The organism is Modestobacter sp. SYSU DS0904 (genome assembly GCF_054051115.1).
Window position 1 is genome coordinate 39,120 of record NZ_JBJHAQ010000014.1, and the last position, 15,976, is coordinate 55,095.

General features: G+C 74.2%; 14 protein-coding genes. 6 read left to right on the forward strand and 8 right to left on the reverse strand.

Annotated features, from left to right (window positions below; genetic code table 11):
* The first annotated feature begins 11 nt into the window (after positions 1-11).
* The gene (locus ACI79U_RS11335) at positions 12-1,304 is read left to right on the forward strand and encodes a DUF445 domain-containing protein (protein ID WP_457067592.1); all 1,293 of its coding nucleotides are present in this window, start codon (positions 12-14) and stop codon (positions 1,302-1,304) included.
* A 92-nt stretch (positions 1,305-1,396) separates the two neighbouring features.
* On the opposite strand, the gene rlmB is transcribed toward ACI79U_RS11335, so the two are convergent.
* From rlmB to ACI79U_RS11360, 5 genes are read right to left on the reverse strand one after another with little or no spacing between them, the layout of a single operon-like run.
* Positions 1,397-2,380, reverse strand: coding sequence for a 23S rRNA (guanosine(2251)-2'-O)-methyltransferase RlmB (gene rlmB / locus ACI79U_RS11340; protein WP_457067590.1), 984 nt, complete (start codon positions 2,378-2,380; stop codon positions 1,397-1,399).
* The gene (gene cysS, locus ACI79U_RS11345) at positions 2,362-3,762 is read right to left on the reverse strand and encodes a cysteine--tRNA ligase (protein WP_457067588.1); all 1,401 of its coding nucleotides are present in this window, start codon (positions 3,760-3,762) and stop codon (positions 2,362-2,364) included. The genes rlmB and cysS overlap by 19 nt, the downstream gene beginning before the upstream one ends.
* The gene (gene ispF, locus ACI79U_RS11350; protein WP_457067586.1) at positions 3,759-4,271 is read right to left on the reverse strand and encodes a 2-C-methyl-D-erythritol 2,4-cyclodiphosphate synthase; all 513 of its coding nucleotides are present in this window, start codon (positions 4,269-4,271) and stop codon (positions 3,759-3,761) included. The genes cysS and ispF overlap by 4 nt, the downstream gene beginning before the upstream one ends.
* 2 nt (positions 4,272-4,273) lie before the next feature.
* Positions 4,274-4,969, reverse strand: a complete 696-nt coding sequence (gene ispD, locus ACI79U_RS11355) for a 2-C-methyl-D-erythritol 4-phosphate cytidylyltransferase (RefSeq protein WP_457067584.1) — start codon at positions 4,967-4,969, stop codon at positions 4,274-4,276.
* Between the two features lie 35 nt (positions 4,970-5,004).
* The gene (locus ACI79U_RS11360; protein WP_036334607.1) at positions 5,005-5,487 is read right to left on the reverse strand and encodes a CarD family transcriptional regulator; all 483 of its coding nucleotides are present in this window, start codon (positions 5,485-5,487) and stop codon (positions 5,005-5,007) included.
* 130 nt (positions 5,488-5,617) lie between these two features.
* On the opposite strand from ACI79U_RS11360, the gene ACI79U_RS11365 reads away from it, so the two are divergent.
* Positions 5,618-6,478 (forward strand): UbiA family prenyltransferase, encoded by an 861-nt coding sequence (locus tag ACI79U_RS11365; protein ID WP_457067580.1) that lies wholly within the window; start codon positions 5,618-5,620, stop codon positions 6,476-6,478.
* Positions 6,479-6,486: 8 nt separating this feature from the next.
* Here ACI79U_RS11365 and ACI79U_RS11370 read toward each other — a convergent pair whose 3' ends face one another.
* Positions 6,487-8,052, reverse strand: a complete 1,566-nt coding sequence (locus ACI79U_RS11370) for a cryptochrome/photolyase family protein (protein WP_457067578.1) — start codon at positions 8,050-8,052, stop codon at positions 6,487-6,489.
* A gap of 102 nt (positions 8,053-8,154) precedes the next feature.
* Here ACI79U_RS11370 and ACI79U_RS11375 point away from each other — a divergent pair, with 102 nt between their 5' ends.
* The 3 genes from ACI79U_RS11375 to disA all read left to right on the forward strand — a co-directional run bounded on the left by ACI79U_RS11375 (position 8,155) and on the right by disA (position 11,415).
* Positions 8,155-8,793 (forward strand): copper chaperone PCu(A)C, encoded by a 639-nt coding sequence (locus tag ACI79U_RS11375; protein WP_457067576.1) that lies wholly within the window; start codon positions 8,155-8,157, stop codon positions 8,791-8,793.
* Positions 8,794-8,851: 58 nt separating this feature from the next.
* Complete coding sequence (radA, locus tag ACI79U_RS11380) at positions 8,852-10,219, forward strand: DNA repair protein RadA (RefSeq protein WP_457067574.1); 1,368 nt, start codon at positions 8,852-8,854, stop codon at positions 10,217-10,219.
* A gap of 113 nt (positions 10,220-10,332) precedes the next feature.
* Complete coding sequence (gene disA / locus ACI79U_RS11385; RefSeq protein WP_457067571.1) at positions 10,333-11,415, forward strand: DNA integrity scanning diadenylate cyclase DisA; 1,083 nt, start codon at positions 10,333-10,335, stop codon at positions 11,413-11,415.
* An 81-nt stretch (positions 11,416-11,496) separates the two neighbouring features.
* On the opposite strand, the gene ACI79U_RS11390 is transcribed toward disA, so the two are convergent.
* Positions 11,497-12,180 (reverse strand): MucR family transcriptional regulator, encoded by a 684-nt coding sequence (locus ACI79U_RS11390; RefSeq protein ID WP_457067569.1) that lies wholly within the window; start codon positions 12,178-12,180, stop codon positions 11,497-11,499.
* Between the two features lie 162 nt (positions 12,181-12,342).
* Here ACI79U_RS11390 and ACI79U_RS11395 point away from each other — a divergent pair, with 162 nt between their 5' ends.
* On the forward strand, positions 12,343-13,254 hold the full coding sequence (locus ACI79U_RS11395) for an A/G-specific adenine glycosylase (protein ID WP_457067567.1): 912 nt from the start codon (positions 12,343-12,345) through the stop codon (positions 13,252-13,254).
* Between the two features lie 155 nt (positions 13,255-13,409).
* Here the strand turns inward: ACI79U_RS11395 and ACI79U_RS11400 are convergent, their stop codons facing one another.
* Entirely contained in the window at positions 13,410-15,953 is a 2,544-nt protein-coding gene (locus ACI79U_RS11400; protein ID WP_457067565.1) for an ATP-dependent Clp protease ATP-binding subunit, read from the reverse strand.
* Positions 15,954-15,976 lie beyond the last annotated feature (23 nt).

Genomic DNA, 15,976 nt, shown 5'->3' on the forward strand with positions numbered 1-15,976 from the left:
GGCTCGTCCGGGTGCCGGGCCCGCAGCAGTCACCGTCCCTGGCCGTTCCCCTCGCCGGCGCGCTGGACGACCCGCAACGGGCCGCCGACCTGCAGAAGATGAAGCGGCTGGCGACCGGGCTGTTCGTGCTCGCCGCCGTCGTCTTCCTGGCCTGCGTGCTGCTGGGCGAGGACGCCGGGACGTGGGTCGGCTACGTCCGGGCGACGGCGGAGGCGTCGATGGTCGGCGCGCTCGCCGACTGGTTCGCGGTGACCGCCCTGTTCCGGCACCCGCTGCGCCTGCCCATCCCGCACACCGCGATCATCCCGCGCAAGAAGGACCAGATCGGCACCAGCCTGGGCGCCTTCGTGCAGGAGAACTTCCTGACCCGGAGGGTGGTCGAGGAGCGGCTGGCCACCGTCGACGTCCCGGGCCGGCTCGGTGCCTTCCTGGCCTCGCCCGGCCGCGCCGAGCGCCTGGCCGGGGACGCCGGCGCCGCGCTGGGCGCGCTCACCGACCTGCTCAAGGACGACGAGCTGCAGCCGGCCGTCGCCGGCCTCGTCGACCGCAAGCTCCGGGAGACCCCTGCCGCGCCCGCCGTCGCCCGGGGGCTGGAGCTGATGGTGGACGGCGACCGGCACCAGGAGGTGCTGTCGGCGGCGCTGACCGGGCTGGCGAACTTCCTGGCCGACAACCGGCTGGTGTTCCGCGCCCGGCTCGGCGACGCCTCCCCCGCGTGGGTGCCCGACTGGGTCGACGACCGGGTGTTCGACCGGGTCTTCGACCTGCTGCAGGGCTTCCTCGCCGAGGTCGGCGCCGATCCGCGGCACGAGCTGCGGCGCAGCTACGACCAGCGGCTGCGGGCCTACGTGCACCGGCTGCGGACCGATCCGGCGACCGCGGCCCGGGTGGAGCAGTTCAAGGAGGAGCTGCTCGACCACCCGGCGGTGCGCGCCTGGTCGGGGTCGCTGTGGTCGACGGCGAAGACCACCGTCGTCGCCGCCGCCGCCGACCCGGACTCCGAGCTGCGCGCCCGCATGGTCGGCCTGATCCGCTCCGGCGCCGGTGTGCTGCAGACCGACCCGACGGTCCGGGAGCTCGTGCAGCGCCAGTCGGTGCGCGCCGCCGGCTACGTGGTGGAGCGCTTCGCCGGCGACGCCGCCGACCTGGTCGGCACGACGGTGGCCCGCTGGGACACCGAGGAGACCAGCCGCCGCATCGAGCTCCAGGTCGGCCGGGACCTGCAGTGGATCCGGGTCAACGGCACCGTGGTCGGCGGCCTCGCCGGGCTGGTCATCTACACCGTCGCCCAGCTGCTCGGCTGAGACGCTGGCCGAGATCTGCGATCTAGCGGCTTCGCGGCAGTCCACGCCACGAGAACGCAGATCTCAGTGGCCTCCGCGGCCGTCTGCTCGACCTACCTCCGGGCGGTCGCCGCCTGGTAGAGCGCGATGCCGGCCGCGACGCTGACGTTGAGCGACTCGGTGTCCCGGGTGATCGGGATGGAGAGGACGACGTCGCAGCGTTCGCGCACCAGCCGGGACAGGCCCGCGCCCTCGGCGCCCACCACCAGGGCGACCGGGTCGGCCAGCCCGTCGTACTCGTGGATGCTCATGTCCCCGTCGGCGGCCAGGCCCACGGTCTGCAGTCCGGCGTCCTGGTAGGTGGCCAGGCTGCGGGCCAGGTTCGTGGCGCGGGCGACCCGCAGCCGCGCGGCGGCGCCGGCGCTGGTGCGCCAGGCCGAGCCGGTCATGCCGACCGCCCGGCGCTGCGGGATGACCACGCCGTGTGCGTCGAAGGCGGCGGCCGAACGGATGATCGCGCCCAGGTTGCGCGGGTCGGTGACCCCGTCCAGCGCCACCAGCAGCGGCGGGCGGCCGGAGTCCCGGGCGATGTCGAGCAGGTCCTCGGGGTGCGCGTAGTCGTAGGGCGGCACCATCAGGCCGATCCCCTGGTGCAGCGACCCGTCGCTCATCCGGTCGAACTCGGGCCGGCCGACCTCCATCAGCGGCAGCCCGCGGTCGGCGGCCAGCTGCACCGACTCGGCGATCCGCTCGTCGGTGGCCGCACCGCCCCGGGCGTCGCCGGTGACGACGTACAGCGCGGTCGCCGGGATCTGCGCGCGCAGCGCCTCCAGCACCGGGTTGCGGCCCAGCAGCAGCTCCGGCGCCTCCTCGTTGCGGCGCTGCACCCGCGCCCGGCTGTCCCGCCGGGCGGCGACCGCCTGGGCCTTCTTGTAGGCCGGGTGGTGCGGCCGCGCCGCGGCCGGCGGGGTGGCGCCCCGGCCGGCGAGCGACCGGCGGTTCTTGCCGCCGGTGCCCGTGGTGGCGGTCTTCTTCCCGGCGCCGGCCGAGCGGCCGCGTCGTTGGCTGTTGCCGGCCATCAGGTGGTCAGCTCCCATCGTGTGCCCTGGGGGGTGTCCTCGACCTGCACGCCCAGGGCGCCGAGCTGGTCACGGATGGCGTCGGCGGCCGCGTAGTCCTTGCGGGCGCGGGCCGCGGTGCGCTGTTCGAGCGCGAGGTGGACGAGGCCGTCGGTGACCTCGACCAGGCGCCGGTCACCGGCGTCGGCCCACTGCGGGTCGAGCGGGTCCAGTCCCAGCACGGCGAGGCCGGCCCGGACCGAGCCGAGCACCTCGGTGACCCGGTCGTCGTCGCCCTCGGCCAGCGCCGTGTTGCCCGCCCGCACCTGCTCGTGCAGGTGCGCGACGGCGGTGGGGGTGCCCAGGTCGTCGTCCATCGCGGCGGCGATCTCGAGGCCGATCTCCAGCTTCCCGCTGTCGGCGCCGACCCGCTCGGCCGCCTTGCGGACGAAGGACTCGATCCGCCGGTAGGCGACCCCGGCCTCCTCCAGCGCGGCGTCGGTGAACTCGATCGTCGACCGGTAGTGCGGGGCGACCAGGTAGTAGCGCAGCTCCACCGGGCGCACCCGCCGGACGACCTCGCCGACCAGCGCCGTGTTGCCCAGCGACTTGCTCATCTTCTCGCCGCCCATGGTCACCCAGGCGTTGTGCAGCCAGTAGCGGGCGAACCCGTCGCCGGCGGCCTGGGACTGGGCGCGCTCGTTCTCGTGGTGCGGGAAGCGCAGGTCGAGCCCTCCGCCGTGCACGTCGAACTCGGCACCCAGGTACTTCTCGGCCATCGCCGAGCACTCGAGGTGCCAGCCGGGTCGGCCGCGCCCCCAGGGCGTCGGCCAGGAGGCGGTCTCGGGCTCGCCGGGCTTGGCCGACTTCCACAGCGCGAAGTCGCGGGGGTCGCGCTTGCGCTCGTCGGTGTCGGTGTCGGCGGCCGGCTGCAGGTCGCCCACCTTCTGCCCGGTGAGCTCGCCGTAGCCGGGGAAGGAGCGGACGTCGAAGTACACGTCACCGCCGACGGCGTAGGCGTGCCCGCGCTCGACGAGCCGCTCGATGAGCTCGACCATCTCCGGCACGTGCCCGGTCGCCCGCGGCTCGTAGGTGGGCGGCAGGGTGCCCAGCACCTCGTAGGCGCGGGTGGCGGCCCGCTCGTTCTCGTAGGCCCAGGCCCACCACGGCACGCCGGCCGCCGCGGCCTTGGCCAGGATCTTGTCGTCGACGTCGGTGACGTTGCGGACGTAGGTGACCTCGTTGCCCTGGTGCTCCAGCCAGCGGCGCAGCACGTCGAAGGCGACGGCGAACCGGATGTGGCCGATGTGCGGCGGGCCCTGCACGGTCAGGCCGCAGACGTACATGGAGACCTGTCCCGCACGCAGGGGCGTGAAGTCGCGCACGGCACGCGCGGCCGTGTCGTACAGGCGGAGGCTCACCGTGCCGAGTCTACGGGCGCGGCGGGCGTGCTCCGGACCACGAGGGCGGTGGCCACCGCCGCCCGCCCCTCGCCGCGCCCGGTCAGGCCCAGCCCGTCGGTGGTCGTGGCGGTCACGCTGACCGGGGCGCCGAGCGCCGCGGACAGCACCGCCTCGGCCTCCGCCCGCCGCGGCGATGCCTTCGGGGTGTTCCCGATCAGCTGCACGCTCGCGTTGCCGATCGTCCAACCGGCCTCGGCGAGCACCGCACGCACGTGCTCGAGCACCGCGGCGCCCCGGGCGCCGGCCCAGCGCGGGTCGTCGGTACCGAGCAGGCCGCCGATGTCGCCCAGGCCGGCGGCGGAGAGCACGGCGTCGGTCAGCGCGTGGGCGACGACGTCGCCGTCCGAGTGCCCGGCGCAGCCGTCGGCACCCGGCCACTCGAGTCCGGCCAGCCAGCACGGCCGGCCGGCCTCGATCGGGTGCACGTCGGTGCCGACACCGACGCGGGGCAGGTTCGCGGGGTCCACGGTCACCATTCGACCCCGAACTCCTGCACGGCCAGCTCGGCCACGCGCAGGTCGTGCGCCACGGTGATCTTGGCGGCCCGCTCGTCGCCGGCCACGGTGTGCACCGGGATGCCGGCGGCGCGGACCACGGAGGCGTCGTCGGTGAACTCCGCGGCCACCCCGTCGGCGCGCGCGTAGGCCTCGACCAGCGTGGCGCGGTCGAAGCCCTGCGGCGTCTGCACCCGGCGCAGCGGTGGACGTGGGACGTCGGCGGCGACCACGCCGTCGTCGTCGACCACGACCGTGGTGTCGACGACCGGGAGCACCGGGACGACGGCGCGGGCGCCGCCGGCGAGGGCGGCGAGCACCCGGGCGACGACGTCGGGTGGGGTCAGCGGCCGGGCCGCGTCGTGGACCAGCACCGCGGTGCGCCGCTGACCCGGGTCGTGCTCGCCGGCCGCGGCGAGCGCGGCCCGGACCGAGGCGGTGCGGGTGCCACCCCCGGCCACCACCTGCACGTCGGCCGGGAGGACGGCGGTGAAGGCGGCTCGCTGCGCGGCCGGGACGGCGACGACGACCTCGTCGGCCCCGCCCGCGCGCAGCCCGTCGACCGCCCAGCAGACCAGCGGGCGGCCACCCAGGGCGACCAGCGCCTTGGGCATCTCTGCCCCCAGACGCAGACCACTCCCGGCCGCTGCGACGATGCCGACAGCGTGCACGGGAGTGGTCGTGGTGGTGCGGGGGTGGAGCTGGCTCAGGAGGCCAGCACCTCGTCGAGGAGGACCTCGGCCTTGTCCTCGTTGGTGCCCTCGGCGAGCGCGAGCTCGCTGACCAGGATCTGGCGGGCCTTGGAGAGCATCCGCTTCTCGCCGGCGGAGAGCCCGCGGTCCTTGTCGCGGCGCCAGAGGTCGCGGACGACCTCGGCGACCTTGTTCACGTCACCCGAGGCCAGCTTCTCGAGGTTGGCCTTGTAGCGGCGCGACCAGTTGGTCGGCTCCTCGGTGTGGGGGGCACGCAGGACCTCGAAGACCTTGTTGAGACCCTCCTGGCCGACGACGTCACGGACACCGACGATCTCGGCGTTGTCGGCCGGTACGCGGACGGTGAGGTCGCCCTGGGCGACCTTCAGCACGAGGTACGACTTCTCTACGCCCTTGATGGTGCGCTGCTCGATCGCCTCGATGAGCGCCGCGCCGTGGTGCGGGTAGACAACGGTCTCGCCAACAGTGAAGCCCATGTGGATGTGACCCCTTTCGCTCAGCCCAGGTTACCACGGGAGAATGCGGTCCGGCTCGGCAGAGTGCGACAAAAGTGCAGGTCAGCGGCTTGCGCGAGGTCAGCAAGGGGTTGACAGGGAGGTGGTCGGTGTGCAGTCGGACGACGTCGCGCGCCGTTCCGGACCGCTCGCGACCGCCGTGGCGATGGCCCGCGCCACCCACCTGGAACCCGCCCTGGCGGTCACCACCGTCGCCGTCCTGCTGGCCGTGGCCGCCGGCGTCCCCGCCGGACGGACCGCGCTGGTCGGGGTCGCGGTGCTGGCCGGCCAGGCCGCGATCGGGTGGTGCAACGACTGGCTGGACGCCGACCGGGACCGGGCCGTCGGGCGGACCGACAAGCCCGTCGTCCAGGGCCTGCTCAGCCCGACGCTGCTGCGCCGGGCCACGGCCGTCGCCGTCGTCGTCGCCGTCGGCACCTCCCTGGCCCTGGGGCTCGTCCCCGGCCTGCTCCTGCTCGTGCTGCTCGCCAGCGGGCTGGCCTACGACGCCGGGCTCAAGCGGACCGCACTGTCCCCGCTCCCCTACCTGACCGGCTTCGGCGCGCTCCCCGCCGGTGTGGTGGCCGCCGCCCCCGGGGCGCCGACCGCCCCCTGGTGGCTGGTTGCCGCCGGGGCGGCGCTCGGTGGGGCGGCGCACGTCGCCAACGTGGCGCCCGACGTGGACGACGACCTGGCCACCGGTGTCCGTGGCCTGCCGCACCGGGTGGGCGCGGTGCCCTCCGCGGTGGCCGGCGCCGTGCTGCTCGGCGCCGCCACCCTGCTGCTGGTGCTGGGGCCGCCCGGCCCGCCGGGCCTGCTCGGTTGGCTGGCCTGCGCCTTCGCCGCCCCGGCCGTGGTCCTCGCCGCGCTCGCCGGCAGCCGCCGCGGGCGCCGGCTCGCCTTCCCCGCGGTGATGCTGCTGACCGTGCTGGACGTCGTCCTGCTGCTGGCCGGGGGCGCGGCGATCACCTGAGTCGCGGGTCAGATCGGGTCGGTGCCCCGCAGCTGCTCCTGCTCGACAACGGCCTCCAGGTCGCGCAGCCGACCGAGCCCGGCCAGCGGCTGACGCATCCGCCGGTTCCCGGCCAGCCGCTCGCGGTTGCGGTCCAGGAAGGCCCAGTAGCCGGCGGTGAACGGGCAGGCGTCCTCCCCCACCCGCTTCTTCGGGTCGTACCGGCAGCCGCCGCAGTAGTCGCTCATCCGGTCGATGTAGGCGCCCCCGGCGGCGTAGGGCTTGGTGGCCAGCACGCCGCCGTCGGCGTGCTGGCTCATCCCGACGACGTTGGCCACCATCACCCAGTCGTAGCCGTCGACGAACACCCGGTGGAACCAGTCGGTCAGCGCCAGCGGCTCGATGCCGCGCTGGAGCCCGTAGTTGCCCAGCACCATCAGCCGCGGGATGTGGTGCACCCAGCCCCGCTCCCGCACGTCGGCGAGCACGTGCGACAGGCAGTTCGCGTCCACCGCCCCGGCATCCAGGTCGGCGAACCAGGCGGGCACCTCCTGGTGGGCCTCCAGCGCGTTGCCGTGCCGGTAGTCCCGGCCCAGGTGCCAGTACAGGTGCCAGATCCAGTCCCGCCAGCCCATCACCTGGCGGACGAACCCCTCGACCGAGTTCAGCGGCAGCGGGTCGCCGGCGGCCACCGAGTCGCGGTACGCCCGCTCGGCCCGGTGCACGAGCTCGCGCGGGTCGACGAGCCCGAGGTTGAGCGTCGCGGAGAGCATCGAGTGGGCCAGCCACGGCTCCTCGGCGAGCATCGCGTCCTCGTGCGGACCGAAGGCGCGGAGGCGGTGGGCCAGGAAGTCCCGCACCCGGTCCTCGGCCTCGGCGGCGGTGAGCGGGAACAGCCGGGGCCCGTCGTCGCCGACGAAGGCCACGTCGCCGGCGGCCTCCCAGGCATCGAGGTCGGCGCGCACCCGCTCGTCGATCTCGTCCTCCACCGGCAGCCACGGCGCCGGGGCCGGCGACCGCCCGTCGGCCGGCGGCGGCTCGCGGTTGTCGTGGTCGAGGTTCCAGGCGCCGCCGACCGGCTCCGCGCCGTCCACGAGGACGCCGTGCACCCGGCGGGCCACCCGGTAGAAGTCGTCCATCAGCAGACGCTGCCGCGACCGGCCCGCCGCCCAGCGCCGGAAGTCGGCCTGCCGGGTCACGAAGCCGCGGGCCTCCAGCACGGTCACGCCGGGACGGCGCAGCACGAGGTCGCGGGCCGGCCAGGTGGTCGGGGCGCAGACCGACAGCCGGTCGCGCACCCGGTCGAGGGCCTCGCCGTAGGTGTCGGTCTGCAGGAACAGCGCCTGGTCGCCCAGCTCGGCCGCCCGGTGCCGGAGCGCGGAGAGCAGCAGGTGCGCCTTCTGCCGGTGGAAGCGGCGACGCCGGAGCACCGCCCTCGACTCGACCAGCAGCACCGGCTGGTCCGGCGCGTCGAGGAAGTGGCCGCCGAGCTGGTCGGCGAAGCACCAGCGCCGGGTGTCCGGCGCCTGAGCTGGGAAGTCGGCCGTCGCCGGATCACCGGCAGCACGCTCACCCGGTCCGCCTGCGTCCGCCACGGGCCTCACCTCCCAGCGGACATCCTGGGGGGACGGTTACGCTCTGGGCGACTCGTGCCACCGGCGTCCTCGGTGGCCGGCACGTCTCTGGAGGTCGACGCTGTGAACCGCCGCGCACCGCGCGCTGCCGCACTGGGTGCCCTGCTCCTCTCCCCGGTCGCCCTCTCGGCCTGCGGCGCCGGGCAGGTGGCCCAGACCGCCACCCAGGTGCAGAACATCGGCGTGAACGCCGACGCCGACGGCGTGGTCCTGCGCGGCCTGCAGCTGCCGTACCCGACCGGGGGCCAGTACCCGGTCGGCGGCGATGCGCGGCTGATCGGCGCGATCGTGAACGAGAGCCAGAGCGATGACACGCTCGTCTCCGTCACCGGCCCGGACTTCACCGACGTCGAGGTCGTGGACCCCGCCGCCGAGCCGGTCGCCGCCGGTGCCACCAGCAGCGCGCTGGACGTCACCGTGCCGGCGGGCGAGGCCCTGCTGCTGAGCAACGGTGACGGGCCCGGGATCACCCTGGTCGGTCTCAACGAGTCCCTCGGCGTCAGCCAGTACACCCCCGTGACGTTCACCTTCGAGCAGGCCGGGGAGGTCACCGTCGACGTGCCGGTCGGCATCCCGACCCGCGACCTCCCCCGCGGCGAGGAGTTCGACTGGCACCACGAGGAGGAGGGCGAGGAGACCGGCGCCACCGGGTCCGAGCCGACCGAGCCCGGGTCCGAGTCCTCCGAGTCCGCGCACGAGTGAGCCGGCGGCTCACCCTCTCCTCCCGCGTTCTGTCGTACCCCGCCGCCACCATGGCCGGGTGCCCCCCTCTGGTGTGAAGTCCACCCGCCCGGCCCACCGCTGTTCCGAGTGCGGTCACACCTCCGCCAAGTGGGTCGGCCGCTGCCCCGAGTGCCAGGCCTGGGGCACGCTGACCGAGGTCGGCGCGATCGCCTCCCCGCTGCGGGCCGTCTCGGCCGGTCCGGTGAGCGCGAAGGCGCGGCCGATCGGGCAGGTCGAGCTCGCCGGCGCCCGCGCGGTCCCCACCGGCATCCCCGAGTTCGACCGGGTGCTCGGCGGCGGCCTGGTCCCCGGCGCGGTCCTGCTGGTCGCCGGCGAGCCGGGGGTCGGGAAGTCCACGCTGCTGCTCGAGGTCGCCCACCGGGTCGCCGCCGCGAACGGCCCGACGCTGGTCGTGTCGGGCGAGGAGTCCACCGCGCAGGTCCGGCTGCGCGCCGAGCGGATCGGCGCCCTGCACGACGAGCTCTACCTGGCCGCCGAGACCGAGCTGTCGGCGGTCCTCTCCCACGTCGAGGACGTCTCCCCCTCGCTGCTGGTCCTCGACAGCGTGCAGACCGTGCGCTCCCCGGCGGTCGACGGCACCGACGGCGGGGCCAGCCAGGTGCGGGCCGTGGCCAGCGCGTTGACCGCCGTCGCCAAGAGCCGCGGGATGACCACCATCCTGGTCGGTCACGTGACCAAGGACGGTGCCATCGCCGGGCCCCGGGCCCTGGAGCACCTGGTCGACGTGGTCATCTCCTTCGACGGTGAACGGCACTCGACGCTGCGGATGATCCGGGCCACCAAGAACCGGTTCGGTCCGGCCGACGAGATCGGCTGCTTCGAGATCGGGGACGGCGGTGTGGTCGGCGTCCCCGACCCCTCCCACCTCTTCGTCTCCCGGCGCTCGGCCCCGGTGCCGGGCAGTTGCGTGACGGTGACCATGGAGGGCAGCCGGCCACTGCTGGCCGAGGTCCAGTCGCTGGTGGCCACCAGCGGTGGCGGTGGCTCCCCCCGGCGGGCGGTCAGCGGGCTGGACTCCCAGCGGGTGGCGATGATCAACGCCGTCGTCGAACGGCGGGGCGGCATCCGGCTCGGGGACGCCGACGTCTTCGCCGCCTCGGTGGGCGGCGTGCGGATCGTCGAGCCCGCCGCCGACCTGGCGCTGGCGCTGGCGATCGCCTCCGCCTCGAAGGACACCCCGCTGCCCGCCGGCCTGGTCGCCATCGGCGAGGTGGGGTTGTCCGGGGAGATCCGCCGGGTCGGCGGCCTCGGCCGGCGGCTGGGCGAGGCCGCCCGGCAGGGGTACACCGCGGCGCTGGTCCCGGCCGACTCCGGACCGGCCCCCCAGGGCATGCGACTGATCGAGGTCGCCGATCTGGGCGGCGCGTTCGCACGGATGTGGTGACGGAGCGTGTCGGGGGCGCCGATGGTCCCCCGCAGGGAGGACCCGAGGTGACCGAGCAGCAGGGGGAGCCGCGTAGGATCAGCCGCCGTACCGCCCGACCGTCAGGAGCGCTCGTGCCCCCCGCTGTGGACCCCGAGGCCGCGCTGCGGGAACTGCTCGGTCGGATCGCCCCGGGCACCGCGCTCCGGGACGGCCTGGAGCGCATCCTCGCCGGCCGCACCGGAGCCCTGATCGTGCTCGGCTACGACCGGGTGGTCGAGTCGCTGTGCACCGGTGGGTTCGCCCTCGACGTGGCGCTGTCGGCCACCCGGCTGCGCGAGCTGGCCAAGATGGACGGCGCGGTGATCGTCTCCTACGACGGCTCCCGGATCGTCCGGGCCGGGGTGCACCTCATGCCCGACCCGACGATCCCCACCGAGGAGTCGGGCACCCGGCACCGCACCGCCGAGCGGGTGGCCCTGCAGACCGGGTTCCCGGTCATCTCGGTCAGCCAGTCGATGCACATCATCTCGGTGTACGTGACCGGCCGCCGCTACATCCTCGAGCACCCGACGACGATCCTGGCCCGGGCCAACCAGGCGCTGAGCGCCCTGGAGCGGTACAAGCTGCGGCTGGACGAGGTCGCCAGCACGCTGTCGGCCCTGGAGATCGAGGACCTGGTCACCGTCCGGGACGCGATGAGCGTCAGCCAGCGGCTGGAGATGGTCCGCCGGATCGCCGACGAGATCGAGGGCTTCGTCATCGAGCTCGGCACCGACGGCCGGCTGCTCGCCCTGCAGCTGGACGAGATGCTCGCCGGCGTCGAGGAGGACCGCGGCCTGCTGGTGCGCGACTACCTGCCCAGCGGCCGGCGCGGGCGCACCGGCGAGGAGGTGCTGGCCGACCTGCGGGCGCTGTCGGCCACCGAGCTCCTCGACCTGTCCGCGGTGGCGCGCTGCTACGGCCTGCCCACCTCCCCCGACGCCCTCGACTCCCCGGTCAGCCCGCGCGGGTACCGCCTGCTCGCCCGGGTGCCGCGGCTGCCGGCCGGCATCATCGACCGGTTGGTCACCCACTTCGGTGGGTTGCAGAAGCTGCTGGCCGCCACCATCGAGGACCTGCTCGCCGTCGAGGGCGTCGGCGAGGCCCGCGCCCGCGGCATCCGCGAGGGCCTGTCCCGGCTGGCCGAGACCTCGATCCTCGACCGCTACTCCTGACGAAGGACCCCGTTCCCCCTCGGCTCCCTCGCAGGGGCCCGCCGCGAGCTTGCGAGCGGTGGGGGGCGAGGGGGTCCTTCCTCAGGTGAGGGTGAACGCGGCGTCCGAGCTGGTGCGGGTGTCCAGCCGCCCGCGCAGCACGTACTCCCCCGGCGGCGGCGGGGTCCGCTCCGCGGCGCAGCCAGGGCTGCTGGTGAGCCCGCCCCACAGCACCGGGAAGGTGACGGACTCCCCCGGCTCCAGCGTCCGGACGTCGTCGGTCGACTCCGGGAAGCAGTCGTTGCTGCCCCACAGCCGGTTGCCCGCGCCGTCGAGCAGCACGATCTCCTGCAGCTCCTTGTCCAGGGTGCGCACGCACGGCACCTCCGACACGTTGCTCACCAGGAGGTCGAACGTGGGCTTGCTGCCGACCGGGGTGGTCGCCGGCTGAGGCCGGACCTCGACCGCGATCATGTCGTCGCTGCACCGGTCGCCCGGAGCCGGCCCGGTGGGCTCCGGCGCGGGCTCGTCGACGGGCTCGTCCGACGGGGGCGCCGCCGTGGGCACCTCGACCGCGGCCAGCGACGGCGTCACCTGGTCCAGCAGCGGCGGGTCGGCCGGCTCCCCGGTGGTGGGCGCCTCGGCCACGACCTCGGCGTCCCCGCCCGTGGCGGCGGCGACCGCCACCCAGCTGCCGCCGCCCAGCACCCCCACGGCGCACCCGAGCACGAGCAGCCGCCGCCGCCAGTAGACAGCGGCGGGCAGGGGGCCGACCGGGTGGAGCACAGGGCGACGCTAGCCGCCCGCCCGCACCCGTGGCCGTGCGCCACGCCCGGACCGATCCGGCACCGGGTACGCAGGTCGCACCGATCTCACCGTGCCGGGATCCCCGGTGACGCTCCGTGGCGAACCGGTCCCCCGCTCGGCCACTTGGCAGACTGGACGCTCGTGAGCGCCCTCCCCGACACCGACCGGTCCGCTGCCGCCGACGACCTCGAGCCGGTCGGGGAGACGATCGTCGACTGGTACGCCCGGGCGGCCCGCGACCTGCCCTGGCGGGCGCCGGGCACCGACCCGTGGGCGGTCCTGGTCAGCGAGGTGATGCTGCAGCAGACCCCGGTGGCCCGGGTGGAGCCGGTCTGGCGCGAGTGGCTGCGGCGCTGGCCCACCCCGGCGTCACTGGCCGCCGTGAGCCCCGCCGAGGTCATCCGTGCCTGGGGGAAGCTCGGCTACCCCCGGCGGGCGCTGCGGCTGCGGGAGGCCGCGGTCGCCCTCACCGAACGACACGGGGGTCGGGTACCGGCCGACGTGGCCGACCTGGAGGCACTGCCCGGCGTCGGCACCTACACCGCCCGGGCGGTCAGCTGCTTCGGCCACGGCCGGCGCCAGCCCGTCGTGGACACCAACGTCCGCCGGGTGGTTGCCCGGCTGGTGCACGGCCGGGCGGAGGCGGCCCCGGCCCGCGCCGCCGACCTCGACGACATCGCCGCGCTGGCGCCGGCCGACGACGCCCGCGCGGTCCGCTTCTCGGTGGCGGTGATGGAGCTCGGCGCACTGGTCTGCGTGGCCGGGACACCGCGCTGCCCCGCCTGCCCGGTGCGGGACCGCTGCGCCTGGCGGTTGGCCGGCGCCCCGGCCCACGACGGCCCACCCCGCCGGGCGCAGAAGTTCGCCGGCACCGACCGGCAGGTGCGGGGCCGGCTGCTGGACGTGCTGCGCGCCGCGCACGAACCGGTGGAGGCGGATGCGCTGGTGCCGGCCTGGGACGACGCCGTCCAGCGGTCCCGCTGCCTGGACTCGCTGCTGGTCGACGGCCTGGTCGAGCAGACCGCCGACGGCCGGTTCTCGCTGCCCGGCTGAGGCGGGGCGGACGCGCCGTCCCGCCCCAGGCACGACCGCGCAGTCCCCGGGAACGGCACAGGGGCCGCCTCCCGACTGGGAGACGGCCCCTGTGTGCGGCCTCGTTCAGAGGCTCGCCCCGAGCGTGCGAGGGGTGAGGAGAACGAGGTCCTTCCTCATTCGGCCGGTGCGGCCGCCGGACCCTCGTCGTCGCCGTCCGCACCGGTGAGGGCCACCGGCGGCGTGTCGGGCACGTCGATCGGCCGCGCCTCACCGCGGAAGGTGAAGGTCGACTTGGTCGGGTCCTCGGACTCGTCGACGTCGACCACCACGATCTGACCGCTGGTCAGCTCGCCGTAGAGGATCTTCTCCGACAGCGCGTCCTCGATCTCGCGCTGGATGGTGCGCCGCAGCGGGCGGGCACCCAGCACCGGGTCGAAGCCCCGGGCGGCCAGCAGCTTCTTCGCCGCCGGGGTCACCTCGATCGCCATGTCCTTGTTCTTCAGCTGCGTCTCCAGGCGGGCGAGCATCAGGTCCACGATGTGGACGATCTCGTCCTCGGTCAGCTGGTGGAACACGACGATGTCGTCGATGCGGTTGAGGAACTCCGGCCGGAAGTGCTGCTTGAGCTCCTCGTTGACCTTGAGCTTCATCCGCTCGTAGTTGCTCTGGTTGTCGTTCCCGGCCTGGAAGCCGAGGCCGACGGCCTTGGAGATGTCCCGCGTCCCGAGGTTGGTGGTCAGGATCAGGATCGTGTTCTTGAAGTCCACGATCCGGCCCTGGCCGTCGGTCAGCCGGCCGTCCTCCAGCACCTGCAGCAGCGTGTTGAAGACATCGGCGTGCGCCTTCTCGATCTCGTCGAAGAGGACCACCGAGAACGGCTTGCGCCGCACCTTCTCGGTCAGCTGGCCACCCTCGTCGTAACCGACGTAGCCGGGAGGGGCACCGACGAGCCGCGACACGGTGAACTTGTCGTGGAACTCGCCCATGTCGATCTGGATCAGGGCGTCGTCCTCGCCGAAGAGGAACTGCGCGAGCGCCTTGGCCAGCTCGGTCTTACCGACACCCGAGGGGCCGGCGAAGATGAACGAGCCACCGGGACGGCGGGGGTCCTTCAGGCCCGCCCGCGTGCGCCGGATCGCCTGGCTGACGCTCTTGATGGCCTCTTCCTGGCCGATGATCCGCTTGTGGAGCTCGTCCTCCATGCGGAGCAGCCGGGAGGTCTCCTCCTCGGTGAGCTTGAAGACCGGGATGCCGGTCCAGTTGGCCAGCACCTCGGCGATCTGCTCGTCGTCGACCTCGGCGACGACGTCCATGTCGCCGGCCTTCCACTGCTTCTCCCGCTCGGACTTCTCGCCCAGCAGCTGCTTCTCCTTGTCGCGGAGAGAGGCCGCCTTCTCGAAGTCCTGGGCGTCGATCGCCGACTCCTTCTCGCGGCGGACGCCGGCGATCCGGTCGTCGAACTCGCGCAGGTCCGGCGGGGCGGTCATCCGCTTGATCCGCATCCGGGCACCGGCCTCGTCGATCAGGTCGATCGCCTTGTCCGGCAGGAAGCGGTCGGAGATGTACCGGTCGGCCAGCGTCGCCGCGGCCACGAGGGCGCTGTCGGTGATGCTGATCCGGTGGTGCGCCTCGTAGCGGTCGCGCAGGCCCTTGAGGATCTCCACCGTGTGGGCGAGGGTCGGCTCGCTGACCTGGATGGGCTGGAAGCGGCGCTCGAGAGCGGCGTCCTTCTCCAGGTGCTTGCGGTACTCGTCCAGCGTAGTGGCGCCGATGGTCTGCAGCTCACCGCGGGCCAGCATCGGCTTGAGGATGCTGGCGGCGTCGATCGCGCCCTCGGCGGCGCCCGCCCCGACGAGGGTGTGGATCTCGTCGATGAACAGGATGATGTCGCCGCGGGTGCGGATCTCCTTGAGGACCTTCTTCAGCCGCTCCTCGAAGTCACCGCGGTAGCGGGAACCGGCGACGAGCGCACCGAGGTCGAGGGTGTAGAGCTGCTTGTCCTTCAGCGTCTCGGGCACCTCGCCCTTGACGATGGCCTGGGCCAGGCCCTCGACGGCGGCGGTCTTGCCGACGCCGGGCTCGCCGATCAGGACGGGGTTGTTCTTGGTCCGCCGCGACAGGACCTGCATGACCCGCTCGATCTCCTTGGCGCGCCCGATGACCGGGTCGAGCTTGGAGTCGCGGGCGGCCTGGGTCAGGTTGCGGCCGAACTGGTCGAGGACCAGCGAGGTCGACGGCGTGCCCTCGGCCGGGCCACCGGCAGCGGCCGGCTCCTTGCCCTGGTAGCCGGAGAGCAGCTGGATGACCTGCTGGCGGACACGGTTGAGGTCGGCGCCGAGCTTCACCAGGACCTGGGCGGCCACGCCCTCGCCCTCGCGGATCAGGCCGAGCAGGATGTGCTCGGTGCCGATGTAGTTGTGGCCGAGCTGCAGCGCCTCGCGCAGGGACAGCTCGAGCACCTTCTTGGCGCGCGGGGTGAAGGGGATGTGCCCGGACGGGGCCTGCTGGCCCTGCCCGATGATCTCCTCGACCTGCTGCCGGACGCCCTCCAGCGAGATGCCGAGGGACTCGAGCGCCTTGGCGGCGACACCCTCACCCTCGTGGATCAGACCCAGGAGGATGTGCTCGGTGCCGATGTAGTTGTGGTTGAGCATCCGGGCCTCTTCCTGGGCCAGGACGACCACCCGACGGGCTCGGTCGGTGAACCGTTCGAACATCTGCTGTATCTCCCTCTGACCGG